Consider the following 24,387-nt stretch of genomic DNA (forward strand, 5'->3'; position numbering starts at 1 on the left):
CGAAATGGGGGGATCGTGCGATTCCGGATTCACCGTGCTGCGGCGGTTGGTGTCATCGCCGCATTGTCCGGCGTTGTCGCCGGATGCGGGGGCACTGCGGGTGCGCCGCCGGGAACGGTTTCGACTACGGATTTCGGAACGTACTCCGCGCAACCTCCCGAAGGCGATTTCGACGTCCGTCCGGACCGGGCGCGCGGAATGCTCGTGGAGTCACTGCGATTGGGCGAGCACATCGTGTTCGGCAGTGAGATCGCCCCTGAAGTCGCGGTGCAGCGCTACGCTGCGGTGACCCTCGGAGAGCGTGGGGCGTGGTCGGGAATCCAGACGCACCAGGTGGTCGCGGCCCAGCCGTTCAACCCGTACGCGGGCTTCACGGCGGAGGCGGCGGACTCACCCTATCTCGGCGAGCATTCGAAGCAGCCGCTGGTGAGCGTCACCCTCATGGCGTTTCCGGACGAACAGTCGGCCGGCGCGGCCGCGGGAGCCATGGCCGCCGCCGATTTCGGACTGAACGCCTCCAATACCCCGGTAACCCTGCCCGACTATCCCGCGGCACTGACGCACTGGATTCCCTCATACGCCAATGTCGGCAGTTGGATGGCGGTCGGATCGGTTGTCGTCCATGTCATCGCCCAGCTTCAGGAACCTCGACTCGACCAACTCACCGCTCTGTTGACCAAGACCTATCGCGAACAGGCACGGCGGTTGGAAGGGTACGCGGCCGTAGCACCCGACGGGCTCGATGCCCTGCCGATGGATCCCGACGGACTGCTGACCCGACTGGTCGGCACCGGTGACAATCTCCCGGACGCGCGCGATTTCGCGGTTTACGGTCTGCGCACTTATGCCGTGCTTTCCAGTCAGGATCCCGCCGACCTGGTGCGCGAGTTCGAGCAACGGGGGGTTACGTCGATCGCGGTGTCGGACAACAAGTATCTGTACGCCCTGACAGATCCCGGGGCCGCCGTGAACTTCGCGGGCTACCTGTCCGAGACACCGACCGTTTCGGAATACGAACGGATGGACGGCGTTTCGGGTACGGACGAGATCAACTGTTTCCAGGCCAGCGTGCCGAATCCGACGGAGGCGCAGGCGCGTCGCTTTCGCTGCGTCATCCCGCATCGGAATGTCGTAGCCGAGGTTTTCAGCGATCGAGAGTCCGATGTCCGCCAGTTGGCAGCCGCCCAATACGCCCTGCTGAAAGACGGCGAATGAGGGCCATCACAAGACGGCCCCGATACCGCGGGGGCACGGAGGTAGACGGATGAAAGGGCTGGGTTCCAACGACCCGCGCCAGCTCGGACGAAATCGCATCGTGGCCGTGATCGGCCAGGGCGGCATGGGCCGGGTACTCCTCGGCCAGTCCGTGTCCGGGCGGCTGGTGGCGGTCAAGCAAGTGCACCGTCACCTCTCGAAGAACGCCGAGTTCCGGGAACGGTTTCGTCGGGAGGTGGCGGCGAGCCAGCAGGTGACCGGTGCGTACACCGCCGCCGTGGTGGACAGTGACACCGAATCGGCTACACCGTGGCTCGCGACCGAGTACATCCCCGGTCCGTCCCTGAAGACGGTGATCGAAGCAACCGGCCCCATGTCGCTGGGCGGATTGCGTTTGCTGGCAGCGGGTTTGGCCTCGGCGTTGATCGAGATACACCGGGCGGGGCTGGTGCACCGGGACCTCAAGCCCGCGAATGTGCTCCTGGCCGCGGACGGGCCACGCGTGATCGACTTCGGTATCGCCCGGGCGATGGAGGGCGACGCGGAGCTCACCGCGACCGGATCCGTCGTCGGCTCACCCGCGTACATGTCCCCGGAGCAGGCACAGGGCCAGCCGTTGACATCGGCCGCCGACGTCTTCTCGGTGGGAGCCATTCTGGTCATGGCCGCCACCGGCGCGGGACCCTTCGCCGGAACCGCGACCCCTCAGGTTCTCTACAACGTCATACACGCCACGCCCGAGACATCTCGGGTGCCCGAGCCGCTGCGCGCCATCGTGGAACGCTGCCTGTCGAAGGATCCCGGGCAGCGTCCGACACCGGAACAGTTGTTGGAAGCCGCCGGTTCGATCGCGGCCGAGCCCGTGTGGTCCGGGGCGGTCCAGGACGCCATCTCGGAGCACCGTTCCGACTCGGACTGGTGGGTCGAAACCACCGCCAAACATGCTCGATACGAATCCCAGCTGGCCGGTTTGAAGGAGCGGCGGCGGCGCACCGTTCGATTCGCCGGTGCGGCGCTCGGTGCGCTGCTGTTGTTCACCGCCACCGCCTATGCCGGACATCGGTGGGCCGAGCAGCCGGGGCACGCGGCGCCCGCCAGCGATCTCGCGATGACACTCACCGGCGAGCAGTGGCGAACCATCGACCCCTGCGCGCTGCTGGAGGGCTCGCTGCGGGATGAATTCGGAGCCCGCACGGGTGATTCCTCGACCAACTCCGCGGGGCAATGCCGCGCCGAGTTCACCGACTCCGCCGGAACCGAACGAACCTTCGACGTGGCGATCGGCGTCGGCATCGCGACGAGCCGAAATCGAATGCGGCCCACTGGAGCAGTGGCCGGCTGGATGCCGATCTACGGTCTGCTCGACCAGGGAGCATCGTGTGACCGGTGGGTCATTTCGCAGGGACGGCCGAGTGTCGCGGTCAGATTCACCGCGCGGGAGTCCGGCAGCGGGGCCGACGGATGTCCGGCGGCCGAACGCGGAATACAAGCGGTGGTGACCCGGCTGGCGGTCAATCCGCCACGACTTGCCCTGCCCGCGGGGACTATTCGGACACTCGATCCCTGCGATCTGGTCGATCGGCCGAAGGTGACGGAGCTGACCGGGAACTCCGTTCGGCAGCGCAGCGCTCCGACCAATTGCTACTGGTCCGGCGACGACTACTACGTGTCGCTCGAGCTGACCGAGGGCGCCCGGCCGGATCGTACCGGCGGCAGCCGCAGCACCGAACCGAGGCGGATCGATGGTGAAACGGTCTATGTCGATGACATTCAGGCAGCGCACGGTACCGCGAAATGTGAGCTGACCTATCTGGCTCGCCCCACTCGCGACGATAGGGCCGAGATAGTGAAAATCACCATCGGCAGTTGGCATTCGGCTCCCGATACCTGCGATCGGGCTGCGCGCATGTTCTCCACGGTGCTTCCCCGGCTCACGACATGAAGATCCAGCCGCTCCAGGCCGATGACCCTCAGCATGTCGGTCGGTATCGGATCCTCGGTGAACTCGGCGCCGGTGGCATGGGCCGGGTGCTGCTCGGCGTCGGCGCCGACGGACGGCTGGTCGCGATCAAGCAGGTACATCCGCATCTGCTCGACGAGGCGGAGTACCGCGCCCGCTTCCGACGAGAGGTCGCCGCCACCACCAGGGTGTCGGGCGCCTTCACCGCGCCGGTGATCGACTTCGACATCGATTCGGACGTACCGTGGCTGGCCTCGGTATTCGTCATCGGAATGCCCCTGGACAAAGCCGTGTCCCAGTACGGGCCGCTGCCCCCGTCGGCGGTACGCAGGCTGGCGGTCGGACTGGCGGCGGCATTGCATGCCATCCATCAGGCTGGTCTCGTTCATCGGGATCTCAAGCCCGCGAACGTATTGCTCGCCGACGACGGTCCACGTGTCATCGATTTCGGCATCGCGTCCATGAGCGAGAATCCGGGTGGACTCACCGAGACCGGCTCGGTGCTCGGTTCTCCCGCGTACATGTCACCGGAACAGACACTGGCGCAACGTCTTACACCCGCCAGTGACGTGTTCTCGCTTGGTTCGGTGCTGATGGCGGCGGCGACCGGATCCAGTCCCTTCGAGGCCGCTTCCTTGGCCTACACGCTGTTCAATATCGCCCACACCCAACCCGACCTGGAGGCGCTGCCGTCGGAACTTCGCGACCTCATCGAACCTTGTCTGCGCAAGGACCCGGCCGCACGTCCGACACCGGCACAGATCCTGGACTACCTGGGCCAGCCGGTACAGCACGAGCTGCCGTGGCCGGAACCGGTCCACCACGAAATCGAGCGACGGCGTACGGAATTGGCCGCCTTGGCGGCCGACCCCGATGCCACCTCCGTACTGCCCGGCATCCGCCGGGTGCGCGACCGCAGCGAGCAGCCATACCCGACGCGCAGGCGGAGCGGACGCGTCGGGACGGCAATCGCCATCGCGGTGGTACTGGCCGTCGCGATGGCGGTCACCGCCACCGCGGCATGGGTGCGGTCAGGTGACACCGCACCGCAGCCGGCGGCCAGGGAACTGACGTTGCCTCAGGTACGCGAGGCGGATACCTGCTCGTGGTTGAAAGAGGCGTTGGGAGCGTCGGTTCCAGCCGATCTCGCCCAGAACGCGCCCGCTGAGGTTTCCGCCTGGCAATTGGTCCCCTTCTCCCAATGGGGCTGTCATTCGGCGGTTCGTCTGGGCGACCGCCAGCTGATCTTCAGTGCGGGGGACATAGTGCACCGCTCGGAGAGGACAGACGTCGAGGTCCCCGCGGGTTCCTTCGCGGCAGGTCAGCCGATCGTGGGCGATTCCGACAGGTACGGCTGTGAACGCTCGGTCAGAGTCTCCGACAGCACTACATGGGGTTTGACCGTGAATGGCGGTGCCGAATCCTGCGACCTGCTCGAGCACATCCTGCTGCGGGTACTGGCGGTCGAGGAGGTTCCGCGGCTGGCGGACGTCGCGGGTTCGCTGGCATCGGTCGATCCGTGCGGCCTCGCCGACCCGGCATCGCTGCTCCCGCTCATCGGTCCGGTTCCGGATATCCCGTCCGTGGCCTCGGCACGTTCCTGCGAATGGCAGGGTTCGGAATCCGTCGTGATCACGACCAGCCGCAGCACTGACCTGGATGACGCTCCGGTGATCGAGCTCGGGGACGGGCGGCAGCTGCTCGCGCCGACTTCGACCGTGGATGCGATATGCGACCGCACGTACGTATTCCGACAGTTTGGTGCGGACTCCGAGGTCGTGAACGTAAGGGTGCATGGTGGTGCGGGCATGAACGAACAGATCTGCGCCACAGCGGAATCCGTGGCTCGAACGGCTATCGACAGACTGCCGCGGCAACCTGGATGATGCCGGGAGCTGTCCCGCACGGGGTGGCGGGCCACAGAAGGGAACCGGATGAGCAAGGATTGGTTGTTCGCTCTCATCCCGCTCGGACTGGGATCGGTGTTCTTCGCCGTCGGCGTCAACTTCGTGCTGCGGACCCACGCATTGCGCCGGAACGGGGCGAAGGCGTATGGGGAAGTGGTGCGGTTGGCGACGAGTTCGGGTAACAACGGGACGCTCTACCATCCGGTGGTTCGGTGGGTGGCGGCCGATGGGCGGGTCGTGGAGCGGGCGGCGCCGATCGGCAAGACGTGGATCGTCAATTTCCGGCCCGGGCGGCAGGTGCTGGTGCACTACGATCCGGCCGATCCCGACCGGATGGCCATCGACGGCTACAGCGGCGGTTCGGAGTGGCTGTTCTGCCTGCTCGGCGCGCTGCTGATCATCGGGACCGCTGGGGTTATCGTCGTGTTCGGGCTCTGATCGGCCCCCGTCGCGCGTGGTCTAGCGCCGCACCGGCATCGCGCCGATCAGCTGCTGTTCCGTCGGGGTCGTCACCAGCTGTGCCGTGGTGCGGGTCGCCGGGGTGTGCACCGTGACCGTCTGCGGTTCGTTCGGGTGCTGGACGATGGTGACGTCCGCGTTCGGCTGGTAGTGCTCGGGGATGCGGTCGAGCACGGTGATCACCGAGGCCGAGCCCGGGGGAGTGCTGGCGGGGACGCCGTCGAAGACGATGACGGTGGCCGCCGGGTGGGGGGCGTTGGGATTCATGATCTGGTGGCGGGTGCTGTGCGTGACCGAGGACGCCAGGGAAAGGGCGTGGGGGGCAGCCACATTGGCGATCATGCCCTGCCAGGCGGCGGGGCGGGAGGTGTGCACCACCGCGCCCGCGCCGAGGGCGATGGCGCGCAGGATGGTCTGCTGGGCCAGGTGCAGGCTGGCGATGATGTCGATGCGGCGGGAGCCGGAGCCGATCAGCGGGACGGCGACACCGCTGCCGGAGGCGTCGGCGCCGATGAGCTGACCGCAGCCCGCGGTGGGGATGGCGATGCCGGACAGGGCAGTGACCGGACCGCGGTAGCCCTTCACCCGGGCGTTCTGGGAATCGAAGGCCAGCGTGTCCACCAGCGCCCATAGTTGGCGCCGGGGGAGTTCGTGCAGGCCGTCCACCGGCGGGACCTCGGGCTCGTGGCGGGTGTCGTAGCGGACGCGGGCATCCACCTCGATGGTGGTGGCCTTGGTGCCGGGGCGGGCGGTGGGGTCGGTGACGGGCCGCAGGCGGACGGTCACCGTGGTGGCGAGACTGCGGACCGCCCAGATCTTGGCGAGACCGTCGGAGGTGAACAGGTCGCGACCGATGCTGTAGGTGGTTAGGTGAATACCTTCGTGGGCTAGCGATTTCGGCGTCTCGGTGAATTCGCCCACCGGAATGCCGCGGGTGATCTCGCGGATGGCGGCGGTCATCTCGGAGCTGGTGAGCACCGATGCGGTGATGCCGCGGGCGGCGAGGCGGTTGGCGACGCGGCGGGTGGCGGTGATGGCGGAGCGCAGGGCTCCCTCGGAGCCGCCGCCGCGGTTCTGTACCGCCTTGGCATTGGCCAACGGGTTGAACCGCAGCATGATCCAGACGGTGCGATGCGCGATGGCGGGCAGCGGGCCGAGGATCTCGTCGTACATGCGCCCCAGATGTGCGACGCTCGCGGCGTAGCCGGAGAGCACGGCGTCGGTGCCGGCCGTGCGGGTGCCGGTGCTGACCACATCGGCGGAATCCAACTCGACATCGTATTGCCGCAGGCAGTCGGCGATCTCGGTCAGCGGCAGCACCTGATCGGTGCTCAGCGAACCACGACGGAGCAGGGTGAGGGTGTCCGGCGGCGGGTCGATGCGGAGCATCGTGGTGACGAGCGTGCCGTCCCAGCGCATGCCGTAGCTGCCGCCCTCGGGGAGCGGCAGGTCGGTGAGCGACTCCTCGTCCTCGGTGGCGCGGCGGCGGGACTGCCGCCAGCGGTAGGCGACCCAGCTGCCAAGCCGCAGCCCCAACGGAGTGCCGCCGACCGGTGCCAGTCCGATGAGCGCGGGGACGGCGGTGGCGATGGCCGTACCCCACCACGGCGCGTCGAACGCGATGGCGATCAGGGACGCGGCCACGGCGAGCAGCGCGACGGGAATCACCAGTCGCAGCGGCAGATTCCGGAACAGCCACATCTCGTCCGAATGTAGCTGCGGGGGCTGAGGTTCCGGTGCGCGATGGTGGCGGCCCGATCCGGCGGAACGGGAGTCACGTTGCGGCGCGGGCGAATCCGGCCGCGGCGGCTGATCCGGCCGGCGCGGAGGACGGTCCTGCGCGTGTCGGGCCGGGTCGCGCTGCTCGTGCTGGGGCGCACCGAACTGCTCATGCTGGGGTGCTCCACGCCGCTCATGCCGGGGCGGTCCACCCCCGGGGCGGGGTATGCGAGCGGTGCGCTCCATCGCATTCGCCTGGTCGTTCACCGAGCCGTTCACAGCCCACCCCCGAAATGCCTTGTGTACAGCCGAGATCCGTCCCCGGCAGCGTCTGTCGTTGTGCCCACCCTGTCCCCGACGATCAGGCCGTGGCCGACGCCAGGCCGAGCGAGGTGAGAACGGTCGTGAGCGCCGCCTTCATATCGGGAGCTTCGATCCGCATCAGGACCGTTTCGTCGACCGCGCTCAGGTCGAGCGAATCGTCGTTGGCGAGCCGGAATTCCCGCTCCTCCTCGGCGGCCTCGATCAGGTTGCGGATGAACCGGCCGTTACCGGCCAGGTCCACGCCTCGACGCGGCTGGCCGCTCTGATCGGTGCTCTCCATCTCGTAGAGCCGCTGACAGGTCTGCACCAGCAGCTCCAGCGCGCCCTCCGACAGCTCCGAATCCCGTTTGCCGGCGATGACCTGACCGATCTGGCCCAGCTCCGGCGCGGTGTAGGACGGGAACTGCAGGCGCTTGGCGAAGCGGGAGGCCAGACCGTCGTTGGCGGCCAGGAAGCGATCGATCTCGCCGTCGTATCCGGCGATGATCACCACGAGGCGGTCGCGGTCGTTCTCCATACGCGCCAGCAGCGTGTCCACGGCTTCGCGGCCGAAGGCGTCACCGCCGGAGAGGCCGGTCTGGATCAGCGTGTACGCCTCGTCGATGAAGAGCACGCCGTCCAGGGCGCTGTCGATGAGCGCCTCGGACTTGATGGCCGTGGAGCCGAGGTGCTGGCCCACGAAATCGGAGCGCTTGGCCTCCACCACCTTGTCGGTCTTGAGGATGCCGAGTCCGCAATAGATCTTGGCGACCACCCGGGCGATCGTGGTCTTACCGGTACCGGGTGGGCCGGTGAAGGCCAGGTGCTGGCCGCGCGCCGAACTCGACAGCCCCTTCTCGGCGCGGATCTTGGCCAGCTGCGCACTCGATTGCAGCTTGGCCACCTGTGTCTTCACCGCGGCCAGGCCGATCTGCTTGTCGAGCTCCGCCCGCGCCTCGTCGAGGATCTTCTTGGCGCGGTCGGCGAATTCGGCCTTGGCCTTCTCCTCCAGCGAGGGCGCGGAGGCGGGATCCCACCTGTCGGTGCGGGCCTCGATGACCTCCTTGTCGGTCACCGTGATGCGGTAGGTCCGGTCGCGCATGGCGGCGGTATTGGCATCGAAGTCCGGTGCCTGCGAGTACACCTTCTCGAACAGCGACTGCGCTTCGTCGGCCTTGCCCATCTCACGCAGGCACAGGCCGCGACAGAACATGGCGGCGGTGCGGGCGGCCGGGATCGGCCCCGCCTCGGCCTTCTCCATGCGCTGCACCGCTTCGCCGAACAGTCCCAGCTGCGCGCACGCGGTACCCACCATCACATGGGCGCCCGCGGCGATATAGGGGTCCTCCCACTCCGCCGATCCCGCCAGAATGGTCATGACATCCGGCCAGCGCTGGGTGTTGTAGTGCAGTACCGCGCGCACGTAGGCGGCAATCCGGTTGTCGATCTCGCGGTCCGGGTCCGACGTGCGTTCGCGCCGGTGCTTCTCGAGGTCGTCGAGGATACGTTCGGCCTCGTCGTACTGCTTTTCCGAGATCAGCTGCGCCGCGTACGCGAGCCAGATCTCGGTGAAGCTGGCGAGCGGGTAGTCGATGTAGAGGCCGGGGAGAAAACGTCCGGCGAACATCCGCGGCGGCAGACCGAGGCGGCGCTGCTCGCGGTAGAGCGTGGTGGTGCTGGTCTTGTGGAGGTTGTACAGAACGTCCTTGGTGACCTCGCCCGCGGCGGCCCGCCCCAGCCACGCGTCACACATGGTCGGATCCCACTCGGTGGCGCGCTGGAAGGCCAGTTTCGCGTACTCGAGATCGCGGGTCGACTCCTGTCCGTCGATGCTCAATCCCAGTGACAGCACCCCGGCGTCGAATGCGCGTTGTGCCTGGCGAGTGTCGATCATATTGGTCGAACCCCGAATTCGTTGAGCCTGGTTTAACTTTCGTTCACAATCCCCACCAACCCAGTGCCGTCGCACTGCTGCGGACTGTCGGATACATTATGGTTAACCGCCCTGAATGGGCAACTGAGGGAGAAGCTAGGAGCAGTTCAGGAAGTGACCGCACAGTCGACCAGCGGCGTCCGCGCCACTGAGCCCGAATTGTGCCGAGTGTCCGTCATCGGGGGGAACACCCAGCTCGACGTCGGTCTGCCGGCCAACGTACCCATCGCTGCCTTCATGGGCGATCTGGTGCAGCTCATCCAATCACGCAATCCGGATCCGGTCGAGAAGGAGGACTCGAACCCGGGCCAGGTGGAGAACTGGACGCTGGCCAAACTCGGCCGCGACATGATCCCGCCCAACCAGACGCTCAATGACGCCGAGATCCACGACGGCGAATTGCTGGTGCTGCGTTCCGTCGCCGCGAAGGAGTCGCCGGCGCTGTTCGATGATGTCATCGATGCGGTGTCCCGACTCACCGCCGACGATTTCCGCGGCTGGTCGGTGGCCTCCGCGCGCTGGACCGGCCTGGTGGTCGGCGTGCTCGCCACCGTGCTCGCACTACTGCTCGGCGCGGTCGCGCGTGGCCACGGCGACACCTTCGTCGCACCCGCCATGCTGCTCGGCGCCGCGATCGCCGCGCTGGTGGCCGCCGTCATCGCCGCCCGCAAGTACGGTGACGAGCTCACCGCGACCGTACTCATGCTCTGCATGCTGCTACTCGTCTTCGGGGGAGCGGGACTGGCGGTGCCCGGAGCCATCGGCAGCCCGCACGCACTGCTGGGTGGTTCGGCCACCCTGCTGTTCGCCGTCGTGGGATACCGCCTCATCGGCGTCGGCGCGGCCATCGTCTCCGCCGTCGTCACGCTCGTCGTCTTCGCCGGGGTCGCCGCGGCCGTGCACATGATCTGGGATACCGACCTGCCGAAACTGGCCGCCGGAATCCTGATCTCTTCGATGATTCTGCTCTCCATGGTGCCGCGGCTGGCCGCCCTGCTGGCCCGGTTGCCGGTGCCGCCGGTACCGACCGCCGGTGCGGCCATCGACCCCGCCGACCACGAGCCCCGCCCGAATATCGAGGGCATCGGCGCGATCGGCGCCACGGTGCTGCCGTCCGCACAGGGCCTGGGGCAGCGCGCCCGCGCGGCCAATCAGTTCCAGACCGGCATCGTGCTCGGCGCGACGCTGGGCGCCGGGTTCGGTGCGATCGGCGCGGCCGACGTATTCGGCCAGGCCCGCTGGCAGGGCATCACCCTGGCCGTCGTCATATCCGTCATTCTGTGCCTGCGCGGTCGCTCGTTCGCCGACCTCGCGCAGGCCACCATCCTGATCGCCGGTGGCTGCCTCACCTTCACCACACTGCTGGTGCTGCTGGCCATGGACGATCCGGACCGGCTGCTGCTCTCCGCCGCACTGCTGCTCGCCTTCGCGGTGGGTGCCATCGGCTTCGGCGTGATCGGTCCGCACATCGAAGTGACGCCGGTGACCCGGCGGCGCAACGAGCTGTTCGAGTACGCCCTGATCGTGTCGATAGTCCCGTTGGTGCTGTGGATCATGGACGTCTACTCGATGGCTCGGAACATATGAGTCGGTGGTCCGGGGCCTGGGCACGGACGCTGTGCGCCGCATCGCTACTCGGTGCCGCGCTGCTGGGACCGTCCACTCCGGCCGCGGCCGCGCCGGTGCGGACCGTCAATCCGCCGGAGATCGACCTCGGTCGGCTCGGGGAAGCGCAGGCGCTCAGCGGTAACCCGGCCCCGCTACAGGAGACCGAACAGCACGCCATCTGCGCGGAACCGACGCTGCGCGGCGAGGCCCCCCGCGATGAGCCGCTCGCCCAGAAGGTGCTCGACCTCCCGGCGGCCTGGCAGTTCAGCCGGGGTGCGGGCCAGAAGGTGGCCGTCATCGACACCGGTGTGAACCCGCATCCGCGGCTGCCCGCCCTGCAGGCCGGCGGCGACTACGTCTCCGACAGCGACGGGACGGTCGACTGCGATGGGCACGGCACCCTGGTGGCCGGCATCATCGCCGCGCGGCCCAGCCCGGACGACGCCTTCGTCGGGGTCGCACCGGAGGCGGAGATCCTCACGATTCGCCAGCTCAGCCTCGCCTACCGGGCCAAGGACAGCCGCAGCAATCCGCAACCGGGCGCCATCGACTCGTCCGGATACGGCAATATGCTCACCCTCGCCGGAGCCGTGGTGCGTGCGGTGGACATGGGGGCGACGGTCATCAACATCTCCGAAGTCGCGTGCGTACCCGCCGGATCCGACACCTCCGACGCACCACTGGGCGCGGCGGTCCGGTACGCCTACGACCGCAATGTGGTCGTGGTCGCCGCCGCCGGGAACCTCGGATCCGGCTGTGAGAACCAGAACGAGGGCACCGGATGGGGGCAGGTGCGGACCGTGGCCACCCCGGCCTGGTTCAGCCCGTACGTTTTGTCGGTGGGCTCGGTTGACCCCAATGGCGACCCCTCGGCGCTCACGCTGTACGGCCCCTGGGTCGGGGCCGCCGCCATCGGCCGCAATGTCGTCTCGCTCGACAGCAAGCCGGGCGGCACCGGACTGGTGAACGCGGTACAGGGGCAGAACGGCCTGCAGCCCATCGACGGCACCAGTTTCGCGGCACCGTACGTGGCCGGGTTGGCGGCGTTGGTGCGGGCACGCTTTCCGGAACTCTCCGCGCAGCAGGTCATGGACCGCATCACCCGCACCGCGCACGGACCCGGACCGGGCCGCGACGACCGTATCGGCGCGGGCCTCATCGACCCCCTGGCCGCCCTCACCGCACAACTGCCCGCGGAGCCGGTGAGCGTCGGCGCCGATCAGCCTCGCGCCTTTCCCGAACCCGGCCGGCCCCAGGGCCCCGACTCGCTGCCGCGGCTCGTCGCCACCGTCGGATCCATCGTCTGCCTCGCCGCGCTGGCCATCGGACTCGCCATCTCGATTCCGTACCGCCGTGCCCGCCGCGACGACGAGCTGCCCGACCTCGATTCGTAACGACCGGAGATATACCCATGGCTACCGAAGGTTTCGTGCGCAGGCCCCGCATTGCGCCACCACGCGCGCCGGGCGGCGAAATGGCGCTCACCGCGCCGCCGGAGATCCCGCGGGCCGTACCGGCTCCGCTGATCACCAAGATCATGCCGGTGGTGATGGTCGTCGCCGTGATCGGCATGCTCGTCATCTTCGCCACGATGGGACGGTCCATTCTGACCAACCCCATGATGATGATGTTCCCCATGATGATGATCATGTCGATGGCCGGCATGATGATGGGGCAGCGCAGCGGCAACAAGAGCGCCGGCGAACTCAACGAGGAACGCAAGGACTACTTCCGGTACCTGGACCAGACCCGCCGCGAGGTGCGGCGCACGGCCGCTAAACAGCTGGACACGTTGGTGTGGAGTCATCCCGCACCGGACCACCTGCTGTCCATCATCGGCACGCGGCGGATGTGGGAACGCCGGCCCAACGATCCGGATTTCGGCCATGTCCGTGTCGGCATCGGCACTCACCGCCTGGCCGCCAAGCTCGCCCGCCCGGAAACCGGTCCGCTGGAGGATCTCGAACCGGTGTCGACCGTGGCGCTGCGCCGGTTCGTGCGCACCCACTCCGTGGTGCACCACCTGCCCACCGCGGTCTCCCTGCGCGCCTTCCCCGCCATCAATATCGAAGGGCCGGAAGAAGACAGCCGGGGGCTGGTGCGGGCCATGCTGATGGAGCTCTGCGCGTTCCACGGCCCCGACCACGTGGCGGTCGCCATCGTCTGCTCGGACCCGGATTCGGAGACCTGGGCGTGGGCGAAGTGGCTGCCGCACCTGCAGCACCGGACCGAACGCGACGGCATGGGCGCGGTGCGCATGATGTACGGATCACTGGGCGAGCTGGAAACCGGGCTGGCCGACGATCTGCTCGAGCGCGGGCGCTTCATGCGCAATCCCCAGCCGACCCAGGGGCGTCTGCATCTGGTGGTCGTCATCGACGACGGCTACGTCAATGGAACCGAGCGCCTCGTCAGCGAATCCGGTCTGGACTCGGTGACGGTCATCGACCTCACGGCACCCGAGAACGGCCTCGCCGTGCGCCGCGGACTGCAATTGGTCGCCACCGGTGGGGACATCCTCGCCAAAAGCGCTGTCGGCGCGGAGAAATTCGCCACCGCGGACCGGGTCACGCTGGCCGAGGCGGAGTCTTTCGCCCGTGGCTTGGCCCGCTACCGGCTCGCCACCGCGGCACAGATCGTCAGCCTCGGCGACAGTTCCAGCACCACCGCCGATCCCGGTCTCATGGCGCTGCTGAAGATTCCGGATGCCGCGCAGATCGATCCGGCCAAGGTGTGGCGGCCGCGAGCCGGACGCGAGCGGTTGCGGGTGCCGATCGGCATCACCCCCGACGGGGCGCCCGTCGAGATCGACATCAAGGAATCCGCCGAGAACGGCATGGGACCGCACGGTCTGTGCATCGGTGCGACCGGTTCCGGCAAGTCCGAATTCCTGCGCACCCTGGTGCTTTCCCTGGTCGCCACGCATTCGCCCGATCAGCTCAACCTGGTGCTCGTCGACTTCAAGGGTGGCGCCACCTTCCTCGGCCTGGACCCGCTGCCGCACGTGGCGGCGGTGATCACCAACCTCGAGGACGAGATCGAGCTGGTCGACCGCATGCGGGACGCGCTGGCCGGTGAGATGAACCGGCGGCAGGAACTGCTGCGCGAGGCGGGCAATTTCGCCAATGTCAACGACTACGAGAAGGCCCGGGCCGCCGGTGTCGCCCTCGATCCGCTGCCCGCGCTCTTCATCGTGGTCGACGAGTTCTCCGAACTGCTCGCGCAGAAGCCGGATTTCGCCGACCTGTTCGTCATGATCGGCCGACTGGGCCGGTCGCTGCACGTCCACCTGCTGCTGGCCTCACAGCGGCTCGAAGAGAACAAACTGCGTGGACTGGATTCGCACCTGTCCTACCGGATCGGTCTGCGCACCTTCTCCGCCAACGAATCCCGTGCGGTGCTCGGTATCACCGACGCCTACCACCTGCCCTCCGTCCCCGGTGCGGGCTACCTGAAGAGCGACGCCTCCGACCCGCTGCGGTTCAACGCGACCTACGTGTCCGGACCCTACGTCGCACCCCGCGCCACCCGGCAGGCCGACGGGCGCGCCGTCATCGACGCGCCGCCGCGAGTGTTCACCGCGTCCCCGGTCGAGGTGCTGGAGGCACCCGAGCCGGAGAACCCGTTGGATCCGCTGGACCTGTTGCCGCCACCCCCGCCCGCGGGCGACGAGGGCGTGCCCGACAGTCTGCTCCAGGTCGTGGTGAAGCGGCTGACCGGTCACGGCCGGCCCGCCCACGAGGTGTGGCTGCCGCCGCTGGAGGAATCGCCCACCGTGGACATGCTGCTGCCGGATCCGGACTGGCGTTCGCCGGTCAACCGGCACGGCCAGCTGTGGATGCCGATCGGCATCATCGACAAGCCCTACGAGCAGCGTCGCGACGTACTGACCGTCAATCTGTCTGGCGCACAGGGCCATGTGGCGGTGGTGGGCGGTCCGCAGTCCGGTAAGTCCACCACACTGCGCACCATCATCATGGCCGCCGCGGCCACCCACACGCCCGAACAGGTGCAGTTCTACTGCCTCGACTTCGGTGGCGGCAGCATGGTCGGTCTCAACGGGCTCCCGCATGTCGGCTCGATCGCGCGGGCCATGGACGTGGACCGGGTTCGTCGCACGGTCGCCGAGATGACCACCCTGCTGCGACAGCGCGAGGAGAACTTCACCCAGCTCGGCATCGAATCCATGGCCGACTACCGACGGCGCAAGGATGCCGCGAAGGCGCAGGGCCGGACCGACGATCCGATTCTCGCCGACCGGTTCGGTGACGTCTTCCTCGTCATCGACAACTGGATGGTCATCCGCGACGATTTCGACAGTCTCGTCGGTCAGATCACCGCGCTGGCCCAGCAGGGCCTGTCCTACGGCATCCACCTCATCCTGGGTGCGAACGCGTGGCGTGAGATCCGCGCGAACATCAAGGACCAGATCGGAACTCGGATCGAGCTGCGGCTCGGTGATCCCTCCGATTCGGAGCTGGGGCGGCGGGTGGCCGCCAATGTGCCGCAGAACCGGCCGGGCCGCGGCCTGACCCCCGACCAGCTGCACATGCTCATCGCGCTGCCGCGGTTGGACTCCGACACCAATGCGCAGACTCTCGCCGAGGGAGTATCGACCTCCCGGGAGCAGATGGCCCAGCTCTACGGCGAACTCCGGGCACCGGAGGTGCGGATGCTGCCGGAGCATCTGCCGCGCGAACAGGTGCTGCGACTGGCCCAGGCCCGGGGTGTCGAACAGAGCCCCACCCGGGTGGTCGTGGGTATCGACGAGGCCGAACTGCAGCCGCTGGCACTGGATTTCGGTTCCGATCCGCACTTCATGGCCTTCGCGGACGTGGAGTCCGGCAAGACGACCCTGCTGCGCACGCTGATTCGTGGCATCGCCGAGAACTCCACCGCCGAGACCGCGCGGATCATCCTCATCGATTACCGCCGCACCCTGCTCGGCACGCTGGAAGGTGATCAGCTGGCGGGGTATTCGACGTCCTCGCAGACCTGCGGACCGATGATCAAGGAGGTGGTGGGGTTCATGACCAAGCGGATCCCCGGCTCCGACATCACCCCGCAGCAGCTGCGCGACCGCAGTTGGTGGAGCGGTCCCGAGATCTACGTCGTCATCGACGATTACGACATGGTCTCCACGGGCGGCATGCAGGATCCGCTCGGCCCGCTGATCGAATTGCTGCCGCAGGCACGGGATATCGGCCTGCACATCGTCGTCACCCGCAATACCGGTGGCGTATCCCGCGCTCTCTACGGCGGTCTGCTCGGGGCCATGAAGAACATGTCGGTGCCCGCTCTGATCATGAGCGGCCCCCGGGACGAGGGCAAGATCATCGGCGATATCCGGCCTTCGAAGCTGCCCCCCGGGCGCGGCGTGCTGTGGACGCGCTCCGGACAACGCATGGTGCAGATCATCGACCTGCCGCCGGAGTGACCGGGCGGCGCCCCGGCTGGCTACCGAGCCGCCGGGGCATCCTGGTCCGGGGTCGCCGTGGTCAGCAGGGGGTACATGCTGTCGGCCAGCGACCGCACCGGCCGGTGCGCCCAGCTCTCGGTGCGGCGTTCGAACAGCGCACCGGACGGGCCCGTCGCCTCCGGGCCCGCGAAACGGGCCAGGTGGAATCCGGCCCGCCGGTAGTAGGCGTGCAGGTCGGCATTGGCGGACCAGGCATCCAGACGAACCCAGCCGCGATGCCGGTCCCGGGCGATCCGTGCCGCGTGGGCCAGCAGCGCTTCCCCGACCCGCTGTCCCGCGAAGCGCAGATCCACGATCATGTAGTGCACGATGACCGCGTCGGCCAATTCCCCTGGGCTCCAGAGTCCTTCGTCGGCGCGGTCGTTGACCGTGATGGTTCCCGCGCGTTCGCCGTCGACCTCCGCCATCCAGGTTTCGCCATTGCTGATCGCTTGCGCGACCGAACCGGCGAAGGTCTCGATGGGTAGGCCACGACCCTCGCGGGTCCACTGATCACTGCCGCGGGCCGCCAGCCATACCGTTCGTTGGAGTCGGAGCCTACAGATGGTCCCGAGATCATCGAGGCGGGCTGGGCGGATGCGAAGCGTCATGGTGAGCCGGGTAGCAGGGAGTTGCCGAAGGAGTGGGAGTTGGCGGGTGCCGAGGGGACGCCGAGGACGCGGCGGATCATCTCGGTGCCGCTGTCGTCGCCGAGTTCGTAGGTGAGGCGATTGCGTGCCGCAGTGGAACGATGCCTGGTCACTCGGGTGACGCGGTCGTGATTGGCGCCGATGCGCAGATGGTCGAGCAGAAAGGTGCCGGGGCCGACGCCGAGTACGGCGGCCTCCTCGGAGGTCGCCGGGCGGGCGACGATGCTGTCGCGGTGCGCCGTCTCGGCGTGTCCGCGGTCGGCGAGTCTGCGCGTGGTGCCCTCCGGTATGTCGTAGGGACAGTCGATGCCGGTGGCCTCGGCCAGGTCTCTGGGATAGAAGCTCACCTCCCAGGACCACGGTTCGTTGTCCAGGTATTGCACGACTGTACGCGCCACCACCCACGAGTCCTTCGCGATCCCCAGCCAATGCGCCACCTCCGCGCTCGCCGGCTCCATACGGGCGGTGAACTGCTTGGATGGCTCACGTCCGGCGGCGCGCGCGATCTCCTCGAAGATGTCGTGCGCCGCCCGGGGGCGGTTCGGGCGGATGTGGTTGGTGACAACCGATTCCAGCACTTCCTGGCTGCGCACGATGGTGCCGCGGGAAGTGGCCGTGTAGACCAGGTTTTCGGCGACGAGGACCTGGATGGCGTTGCGGGCGGTCGTGATCGACACCTGCATCTGCTCGGCCAGCTCGTTGTGGCTCGGTAGTCGATCGCCGGGCTTCCACTTGCCGCCTCGGATCTCCTCGCGGAGGAGGTCTGCGATCCGTTGATACCTCGGACCGTCCGCCATCTCGCTCCTCGGTTGTTGCTTCAAGGCATCGAAGTCTACTCCGCCCCACGAACCGCCGTGTGAGGCTTGACACACGCATTTCTCGGTTTATTGTAATGAACGTCCTGAATGCGTGTTGGTCAGCGATGAACGCGAGGCAACGTGGCAGTTTCGGAGACATCCAATACGGTCGTAGTGGCCCTTCCCGACGTTCCGGGTTATTCGGACGCCGAGTCGCAGCCCCTGACGGCGGGCCTATTGCCGCCCTCGGACCTACTCCTGCGTGCATGCCGCGGCCACCGCGTCATCGGTGGGCCACTGCTGTGGTTCGCCCATGACCTGGCCGTATTGCATGAGAAGCGTCTAGTCGGGCGGGGCGGCACCGGGCCGGATACGGACCCAACCTCCATCGTCGAGAACAAACGACGCCGAATCGAATTGGTCATGGCGATCGACGACTGGGTCGTGCGCAATCTGCCCCAACATCGGCTGGGTGCGACTCTACACACCGAAACGGTCGGTTCGGTCATCGACAGGCTGGCGGAAGCGTCGGTGCGAGCACATCACGCGTTGATGACGCTTGACGCCAATGATGAAATTCTGCATTCCGCTTGGCACCATTTGGCCGAATTGTCGGACGCATATGACGATTTGGTGCGGGATGTGCTGGCGGGACGGCGGCGGTTGCCCGCCTGGTAGATCGTCCGGTGTGCGCCGTGTCCGCCCCAGTCGGTGGCGGACACGGCACTACCCGCGATAGCGGCGGTGCTCGGCGGTGAAGTCGTCGGCCACGGTGGCGGCCAGTTCCACCAGGGCGCGCTTGGTGGTCTTGTGCAGGCGGGCGAGGTCGATTTCCGCGCCCTCGGCCAGGTGCTGGTCGAAGGGGATGATGTGGACGGCTCGGCAGCGGGCGAGGAAGTACTCGCGGAGCTGCTGGATGCCGACATTGGGGGAGCCCTGGCGGGGGAGGTTGATGACCACCACCGCGTTGCGGACCAGGTGGTCGTGGCCGTGCAGGGACAGCCAGTCCAGGGTGGCGGCGGCGCTGCGGGCGCCGTCGATGGCCGAGGACGAGATGAGCACCAGGGAGTGGGCCAGATCCAGGACGCCCGCCATGGCCGAATGCATCAGACCCGTACCGCAATCGGTGAGGATGATGTTGTAGAAGCGCTGCAGGATGCGCGCCACGTTGCGGTACTCCTCCTCGCTGAAGGCTTCGGAGGCGGCCGGATCGCGTTCACTGGCAAGCACTTCCAGGCGGCTCGTGCCCTGGGAGGTATGGCGGCGGACGTCGGAGTAGCGCTGGATGTGCTCGTCCAGCAACAGATCTCGCACCGTGGAGCGGGTTTGCAGGGCGACGCGCTGGGAGAGGGTGCCGAAGTCGGGGTTCGCGTCCACGGCGATCACGCGGTCACCGCGGATGGAGGCGAAGATGGAACCCAGGCCCATGGTGGTGGTGGTCTTGCCGACACCGCCCTTCAAGGACAGCACCGCGATGCGGTAGTCACCACGCACGGGCTGGCGAATGCGGGCCACCAGCTCCTGCAGGCGGCGCTCCTCGGCGGACATGCCCGGGTTGATGGCGCCGCCGGACATGTGATGGACGGCCCTCCGCCACCCCGAACCCGGGGCCTTCTTGGCGCGGCGCAGCGGGACGTCATCCAGTGAGGGGATCGGACCGCCCTGCGCGGCAGCGGGATTGCCGTACGGACGGACGCCTCCCGCCGGGCCGTAACCCGGCTGTGCGGGCGCACCGGGCTGGCCGTAGCCAGGCTGACCGTAGCCGGGCTGGCTGGGCTGAGCGTGGTTGGGCTGGCCGGGGTGAGGTGGGTAGGCGGGACCGGGGTGCGGGTGTCCGGCCCGGCTGCCGTAGTCGGGCTGGCCCGGATTCGGCTGCTCGGGTCGGCCCTGAGCGGGCCGCTCCGGTTCGGGCCGCTCGCCGGAGTCGGGTCGCTCGCCGGAATCAGGCTGAGCGTGCGTGGCGTAGGGCTGCTCCGGAGCCTGGGTGTACAGGCTCGGTGAGGGCGGTTCGGGGGCCTGGGCGTAGAGGTTCGGTGAGGGCGGTTCGGGAGGCTGGGGGTACGCAGTCGGCTGCTGTTGCTGCCAAGGCTGTCCAGGCTGTCCGTCCTGCTCCGAGGCCATCGTCGGCGTGGGCGGGTAGGGCGCGGCATGCCCCTGCTCCGGAGCCTGCTGCTCGGACTGGAACCGCGCCGCATCCGGTTGCGGCGCGCCGTCGCCGGACTCGAAACCCGGTGGAACCGTGTGCGACGGACCGGTCGAGTGCGGGCCACCCGCCTGGGGACCGGTCGCGGCGCTTGCCCAGGGGCCGACCCCCTGCGCTCCCGCCCCGCCTGATCCCGGTCGGTCGATCGGACCGCTGGTCGGCCGCTCTTCCGGCGTCCGGTGCTCAGGATGTGCGGCCGGTGGGGCGGCCCACCGATTCTGCGGCGTGAGTGCCGGGTGGCCGGGAGCGGGATTGCTCTGCGGTACGGGCGAACTCGATCCACGGCCGACTGAGCCGGGGTCGGTTGCGTCCGTTGTCTGGGGATGGTCGATCGGTGTGTTGTATTGCGGTACGGGCGAACTCGACCCACGGTCGCCCGGACCGGGGTCGGTTGCGTCCGTTGTCTGGGGATGGTCGGCCGGTGTGTTGTGTTGCGGTACGGGCGAACCCGGCCCACGGTCGGCAGGGTCGGAACCCGTCGTATCCGGTGCCTGGCGGTCGTCGGCCGGTGTGTTGCGCTGTAGTGCGGGCGAACTCGGTCCACGGTCGATGGAGCCGGGACTGGTTGTGTCGGGTGCCAGCGGACCGGCCGAGTCCGTCTCCCGCGCGGTTGTCGAACCGGGGACCTGTGCACCGCGCGCGGGTGGTGTCCGCGGGTCTGGTGGCCGCGGAGTCGCGTACGAGGGCTGAGACTCGGCCGCGGTGTCGGGGCGAGCTTCGTCCGGTGCCGGGTGCGTCGGCGAGACGGTCGGGGGAGCGGTCCAGCGCTGTTCGGCCGCGGGTGTGTGCGGCTGAGCGGCGGACGGTTTCCCTTCGGGGGTAGCCGGATTCGCCGTGCCGGGATGCTGCGGGCCGCCGGGCTGGGGCGTGCCGTAGCGCGTGGGCGGGCTCGGCGGTGGCGTGGTCGGGGCGCGGTGTCTACCGCCGGGGGACGTGCCCGGAACCGGCTCGGCCGCTGGCGCGTGACCGCTAGGAGGGGCGTCCGGCAGGTCGAACCGCCGCGTGGGAGGAGCAGCGGTCGGGGTGTCGCGGGCCGCCGAGTCCGGTGCCTTATCCGACGGTGGCGGGGTCCCCGCAGGCGCGGTGCGGGCCTCGGGAACCTCACCGTGCGGTGCGGCGGTCGCGCCCGGCACGGCCGAACCATCGAAGTCGGTGTTCGCCGGGGTGGAGCCCACGGTGCCGTGGGTGGGCGTGGATTGCGGCGGGACACTGCCGTTCGGTGCGGAACTGGTCTGTCGCCCCGCCAAATTCGAGCCGGCGGACGTGTTCGCCGGGGCCTCCGGCAGTGGCGGGCGTTGTTCGGCCTGTCGAGAATCGTCGGCTGGCGAGGGGGGCTGCCTGGACGGGGCTCCGACAGGAGTGGGGTCGGTGCCGGGGGGAGTCGAGGTCGGGGAGGCCGTTGGGGGCGGGTCCGGGAGCGGCGGACGCGGTGGGAGCGGTGGGCGGGTCGCGGCGTTGGGGTCCGGTGCTTGGTTCGGGGCCGCGGGGTGGGCGGGAGCCGGGGTCGGCATGGGGGGACGCGACGACTGCTGGCCGGAGGTCGGTGCGGCACCCGGGGCGGGTGCGGTGCCACTCGGGTCGGCGCCGTCGGGCGTACCGGGGGGCGGCGAAGAGGGCTCGGCCGTCGGTGTCCGGGCGGGTGCGGTGCTGCCGGGGTGCGCGGCGGCGGGGGTGTCGGGAGAGGTCGGCTCGGCTGCCGGTGTCCGGGCGGGCGTCGGCGCGGGGCCAGGTGCGGTGTCGCGCGTCGAAGCCTCGGACGCGATGGGAGCGGGTGGCCGGGTGAAGTCCCGGCTCGGGGTGGGTGCCGAATTCGCGGAGGGCACGGACTGTGCCGGGGCGTTCGGTACGGGTGCCGGGTGCGTGGGGGAACTCGGGGCGGGCGCGGAGTGCGTGGGCGAGCCTGTGGCGTGTGGCGTATCCCGGTGCGGTGCGGGTGGCAGTGGGGGGTACTGCTGTGCTGGCGGGAGCGGGCCGTCGGGCGCGGTCTCGCCGGGGGTGCGGATCGGCGGTTGTGGAGATGCCGGTGCGGCTGGGGTCGGCGGGTGCGCGGTGGCCGGTGTGGTGGGGGTCGGTGGGTGTGGGGATGCCGATGCGGCTGGAGCCGGTGGGAGCGGGGGGTGGGCGCTCGACGGACGCTCGTGTGGTGGGGCGTCCTCATGGAGGGGTGGCAATCGACGGGGGGCGTCTGCGGCGGGTTCGGGCTGTGGCGTGGGGGTTCGGCCGGTTTGCGGGTGCTGTGGCGTTCGGTTGTCGATGGGCTGCGGTACCCGGTTGTCGTCGGGCAGGGGGTGGTGCGGCGCGGTGCCGGGGTGCGGCTGTGCGGGGGCGCGGTGCTCGTCCGGTGTGGATCGTTCGTCGCGCTGGCGGTGGGCGTCGAAGCCGTGGGCGGAGGCGGGGAGGGGGTCGCCGGGATGGTGGCCGGAAGCCTGCGGTGTGCGGCGGGGGAGGCCGGTGGGGGGCTCCGATTCGGGGGCGTGCGCGTCGTGGGGGGACGGGTCCTGGTTCCAGGCGGGGGTCGGGGGGATGCGGACCGGCTCGCGCTGGGGGATGGGGTCGGGCTCGGGGGAGTCCTTGTCCTTGCGGCCTTTGCGGCGGCCGAACAGGCCGCCGCGGGCGGACTTCTTCTCGGGAATGAGTTCGTCGTGCGGGAGGTTCTCGACGGGAGCCTCGTAGCCGACCTCGGTGACTTCACTCTCGGAGAGCCACGGCGGCAGCATCGGGAGGCCGTCGTTGTTGCGGCTCACATGTCCCCCTGAATGCTGGACCGAACTGATACAGGACAGCGCAGAGTTTAGCGATCGAGACAAGGCCCCGTTGGGGGCAGTCGGTTCTCCGCTGGTGGATGACGGCCGGGCGCGGGCTCTGCTCCGCACATCACCGGGGCTCCGCTCCGCACATCACCGGGGCTCCGCTCCGCACATCACCGGGCCTCCGCATCGCACGTCACAATGCCCCGCATTTGGCGCGAGCTGGGAAGACCGGTAAGCTTGGTCGGCGGTGCGCCTACACGGTGGCTGTGGCATGTCCTCATGCCGTGTCCAGTGAGTATGGCACCGGGTCGACTGGAGTGCACGACAAACCAGTGATCGCACAGCTAGCCGAGAGCGCTGCAACCAACCAGGTTCAGCCTAAACGGGATCGCGGAGGATATGGCGAAGAAAGACGGGGCCATCGAGGTCGAGGGTCGAGTTATCGAGCCGCTCCCGAATGCGATGTTCCGGATCGAGCTGGAGAACGGTCACAAGGTTCTCGCGCACATCAGCGGCAAGATGCGGCAGCACTACATCCGCATCCTGCCCGAGGACCGCGTGGTCGTCGAGCTGTCGCCCTACGACTTGTCGCGGGGCCGCATCGTCTACCGCTACAAGTAATCGCCCCGGCGGTTACCCCCTAGATTTCCCCGGCCACACCGGCCGGGGAACAACTGTGTTCACGGCCAGTGGACACCGACCCAGATTGGATCTGACGTGAAGGTTCAGCCGAGCGTCAAGAAGATCTGCGAGAAGTGCAAGGTGATCCGCCGCAACGGACGGGTCATGGTGATCTGCGACAACCTGCGCCACAAGCAGCGCCAGGGCTGATTTCGGCCGGAAGGCCGGGCTCGCCGGGAGCAATCCCGGTCGCTCACCAGCCAAGCACCGAACGCAGTTCGGATTGGCAACACAAGAAGACCTCCCAGCGCCAGTCGCCGTTGTCGAGCCCCGTGAGGGGCGGATGGCGGCCCACCCCCGGTACGGAGGCCGGGGCCCCATACGAGGGGACGGACAGGGAGCAGACCTCCGAACAGAAAAGGAATCGCCACCATGGCACGTCTGATGGGCGTCGACCTCCCGCGCGAAAAGCGCATGGAGATCGCGCTGACCTACATCTTCGGCATCGGCCGTACCCGCGCCAAGGAGATCCTGGAAGCCACCGGCGTCAGCGCCGACCTGCGCTCGAAGGACCTCAGTGACGACGACCTGACCAAGCTCCGCGACTACATCGAGTCGCAGGACTTCAAGGTCGAGGGTGACCTGCGCCGCGAGGTGCAGGCCGATATCCGTCGCAAGATCGAGATCCAGTGCTACCAGGGCATCCGCCACCGCCGCGGCCTGCCCGTGCGTGGCCAGCGGACCAAGACCAACGCTCGCACGCGCAAGGGTCCGAAGAAGACCGTCGCCGGCAAGAAGAAGTAG

General features: G+C 68.6%; 17 protein-coding genes. 12 read left to right on the plus strand and 5 right to left on the minus strand.

The window, feature by feature from the left end; genetic code table 11:
* Positions 1–15 precede the first annotated feature (15 nt).
* Genes ON31_RS05465 through ON31_RS05480 form a run of 4 tightly spaced genes read left to right on the plus strand, consistent with a single transcriptional unit; the run spans position 16 to position 5,520 of the window.
* Positions 16–1,215 (plus strand): DUF7373 family lipoprotein, encoded by a 1,200-nt coding sequence (locus ON31_RS05465; RefSeq protein WP_440589904.1) that lies wholly within the window; start codon positions 16–18, stop codon positions 1,213–1,215.
* A 49-nt stretch (positions 1,216–1,264) separates the two neighbouring features.
* Positions 1,265–3,157 (plus strand): serine/threonine-protein kinase, encoded by a 1,893-nt coding sequence (locus tag ON31_RS05470; protein ID WP_051036892.1) that lies wholly within the window; start codon positions 1,265–1,267, stop codon positions 3,155–3,157.
* The gene (locus ON31_RS05475; RefSeq protein ID WP_051036893.1) at positions 3,154–5,061 is read left to right on the plus strand and encodes a serine/threonine-protein kinase; all 1,908 of its coding nucleotides are present in this window, start codon (positions 3,154–3,156) and stop codon (positions 5,059–5,061) included. Before ON31_RS05470 ends, ON31_RS05475 begins: the two co-directional genes overlap by 4 nt.
* A gap of 48 nt (positions 5,062–5,109) precedes the next feature.
* On the plus strand, positions 5,110–5,520 hold the full coding sequence (locus ON31_RS05480; protein WP_039809919.1) for a DUF3592 domain-containing protein: 411 nt from the start codon (positions 5,110–5,112) through the stop codon (positions 5,518–5,520).
* Positions 5,521–5,541: 21 nt separating this feature from the next.
* Here the strand turns inward: ON31_RS05480 and eccE are convergent, their stop codons facing one another.
* Complete coding sequence (gene eccE, locus ON31_RS05485) at positions 5,542–7,242, minus strand: type VII secretion protein EccE (RefSeq protein ID WP_039809922.1); 1,701 nt, start codon at positions 7,240–7,242, stop codon at positions 5,542–5,544.
* A 379-nt stretch (positions 7,243–7,621) separates the two neighbouring features.
* Complete coding sequence (gene eccA / locus ON31_RS05490; protein ID WP_039809925.1) at positions 7,622–9,457, minus strand: type VII secretion AAA-ATPase EccA; 1,836 nt, start codon at positions 9,455–9,457, stop codon at positions 7,622–7,624.
* A 153-nt stretch (positions 9,458–9,610) separates the two neighbouring features.
* On the opposite strand from eccA, the gene eccD reads away from it, so the two are divergent.
* The 3 genes from eccD to ON31_RS05505 are packed head-to-tail and all read left to right on the plus strand — an operon-like array spanning position 9,611 to position 16,541.
* Positions 9,611–11,083, plus strand: coding sequence for a type VII secretion integral membrane protein EccD (eccD, locus tag ON31_RS05495; protein WP_039809928.1), 1,473 nt, complete (start codon positions 9,611–9,613; stop codon positions 11,081–11,083).
* Entirely contained in the window at positions 11,080–12,498 is a 1,419-nt protein-coding gene (mycP, locus tag ON31_RS05500) for a type VII secretion-associated serine protease mycosin (protein WP_039809931.1), read from the plus strand. Before eccD ends, mycP begins: the two co-directional genes overlap by 4 nt.
* 17 nt (positions 12,499–12,515) lie before the next feature.
* Positions 12,516–16,541, plus strand: a complete 4,026-nt coding sequence (locus ON31_RS05505; protein WP_039809934.1) for a type VII secretion protein EccC — start codon at positions 12,516–12,518, stop codon at positions 16,539–16,541.
* 20 nt (positions 16,542–16,561) lie between these two features.
* Here the strand turns inward: ON31_RS05505 and ON31_RS05510 are convergent, their stop codons facing one another.
* Together ON31_RS05510 and ON31_RS05515 are read right to left on the minus strand one after the other, a co-directional pair.
* Positions 16,562–17,173 (minus strand): GNAT family N-acetyltransferase, encoded by a 612-nt coding sequence (locus ON31_RS05510; RefSeq protein ID WP_081592240.1) that lies wholly within the window; start codon positions 17,171–17,173, stop codon positions 16,562–16,564.
* Positions 17,170–18,009 (minus strand): GntR family transcriptional regulator, encoded by an 840-nt coding sequence (locus ON31_RS05515; protein ID WP_051036894.1) that lies wholly within the window; start codon positions 18,007–18,009, stop codon positions 17,170–17,172. The genes ON31_RS05510 and ON31_RS05515 overlap by 4 nt, the downstream gene beginning before the upstream one ends.
* Before the next feature lie 174 nt (positions 18,010–18,183).
* Between ON31_RS05515 and ON31_RS05520 the strand changes: the two genes are divergently transcribed.
* Positions 18,184–18,687: a DUF4254 domain-containing protein gene (locus ON31_RS05520; RefSeq protein WP_029923711.1), complete on the plus strand. Its 504-nt coding sequence runs from the start codon at positions 18,184–18,186 to the stop codon at positions 18,685–18,687.
* Between the two features lie 48 nt (positions 18,688–18,735).
* Here the strand turns inward: ON31_RS05520 and ON31_RS05525 are convergent, their stop codons facing one another.
* Complete coding sequence (locus ON31_RS05525) at positions 18,736–20,130, minus strand: MinD/ParA family ATP-binding protein (RefSeq protein WP_255221990.1); 1,395 nt, start codon at positions 20,128–20,130, stop codon at positions 18,736–18,738.
* Positions 20,131–22,329: 2,199 nt separating this feature from the next.
* Here ON31_RS05525 and ON31_RS05530 point away from each other — a divergent pair.
* The 4 genes from ON31_RS05530 to rpsM all read left to right on the plus strand — a co-directional run bounded on the left by ON31_RS05530 (position 22,330) and on the right by rpsM (position 24,387).
* On the plus strand, positions 22,330–22,968 hold the full coding sequence (locus ON31_RS05530) for a hypothetical protein (RefSeq protein ID WP_115061516.1): 639 nt from the start codon (positions 22,330–22,332) through the stop codon (positions 22,966–22,968).
* 393 nt (positions 22,969–23,361) lie between these two features.
* A complete protein-coding gene (infA, locus tag ON31_RS05535; protein ID WP_003886926.1) occupies positions 23,362–23,583 on the plus strand; it encodes a translation initiation factor IF-1 in 222 nt (73 codons plus the stop codon).
* 96 nt (positions 23,584–23,679) lie between these two features.
* A complete protein-coding gene (rpmJ, locus tag ON31_RS05540; protein ID WP_025347279.1) occupies positions 23,680–23,793 on the plus strand; it encodes a 50S ribosomal protein L36 in 114 nt (37 codons plus the stop codon).
* Between the two features lie 222 nt (positions 23,794–24,015).
* Entirely contained in the window at positions 24,016–24,387 is a 372-nt protein-coding gene (rpsM, locus tag ON31_RS05545) for a 30S ribosomal protein S13 (RefSeq protein WP_029923716.1), read from the plus strand.

This window comes from Nocardia otitidiscaviarum NBRC 14405 (assembly GCF_000308635.1).
Taxonomy (GTDB): domain Bacteria; phylum Actinomycetota; class Actinomycetes; order Mycobacteriales; family Mycobacteriaceae; genus Nocardia; species Nocardia otitidiscaviarum.

Bases quoted from the DNA above. Each gene is read 5' to 3' on its own strand.
- ON31_RS05470 (WP_051036892.1), top strand. From the start codon at position 1,265: ATGAAAGGGCTGGGTTCCAACGACCCGCGCCAGCTCGGACGAAATCGC.
- ON31_RS05475 (WP_051036893.1), top strand. From the start codon at position 3,154: ATGAAGATCCAGCCGCTCCAGGCCGATGACCCTCAGCATGTCGGTCGG.
- ON31_RS05480 (WP_039809919.1), top strand. From the start codon at position 5,110: ATGAGCAAGGATTGGTTGTTCGCTCTCATCCCGCTCGGACTGGGATCG.
- eccE (WP_039809922.1), bottom strand. From the start codon at position 7,242: ATGTGGCTGTTCCGGAATCTGCCGCTGCGACTGGTGATTCCCGTCGCG.
- eccA (WP_039809925.1), bottom strand. From the start codon at position 9,457: ATGATCGACACTCGCCAGGCACAACGCGCATTCGACGCCGGGGTGCTG.
- mycP (WP_039809931.1), top strand. From the start codon at position 11,080: ATGAGTCGGTGGTCCGGGGCCTGGGCACGGACGCTGTGCGCCGCATCG.
- ON31_RS05505 (WP_039809934.1), top strand. From the start codon at position 12,516: ATGGCTACCGAAGGTTTCGTGCGCAGGCCCCGCATTGCGCCACCACGC.
- ON31_RS05510 (WP_081592240.1), bottom strand. From the start codon at position 17,173: ATGACGCTTCGCATCCGCCCAGCCCGCCTCGATGATCTCGGGACCATC.
- ON31_RS05515 (WP_051036894.1), bottom strand. From the start codon at position 18,009: ATGGCGGACGGTCCGAGGTATCAACGGATCGCAGACCTCCTCCGCGAG.
- ON31_RS05525 (WP_255221990.1), bottom strand. From the start codon at position 20,130: ATGGCCTCGGAGCAGGACGGACAGCCTGGACAGCCTTGGCAGCAACAG.
- infA (WP_003886926.1), top strand. From the start codon at position 23,362: ATGGCGAAGAAAGACGGGGCCATCGAGGTCGAGGGTCGAGTTATCGAG.
- rpsM (WP_029923716.1), top strand. From the start codon at position 24,016: ATGGCACGTCTGATGGGCGTCGACCTCCCGCGCGAAAAGCGCATGGAG.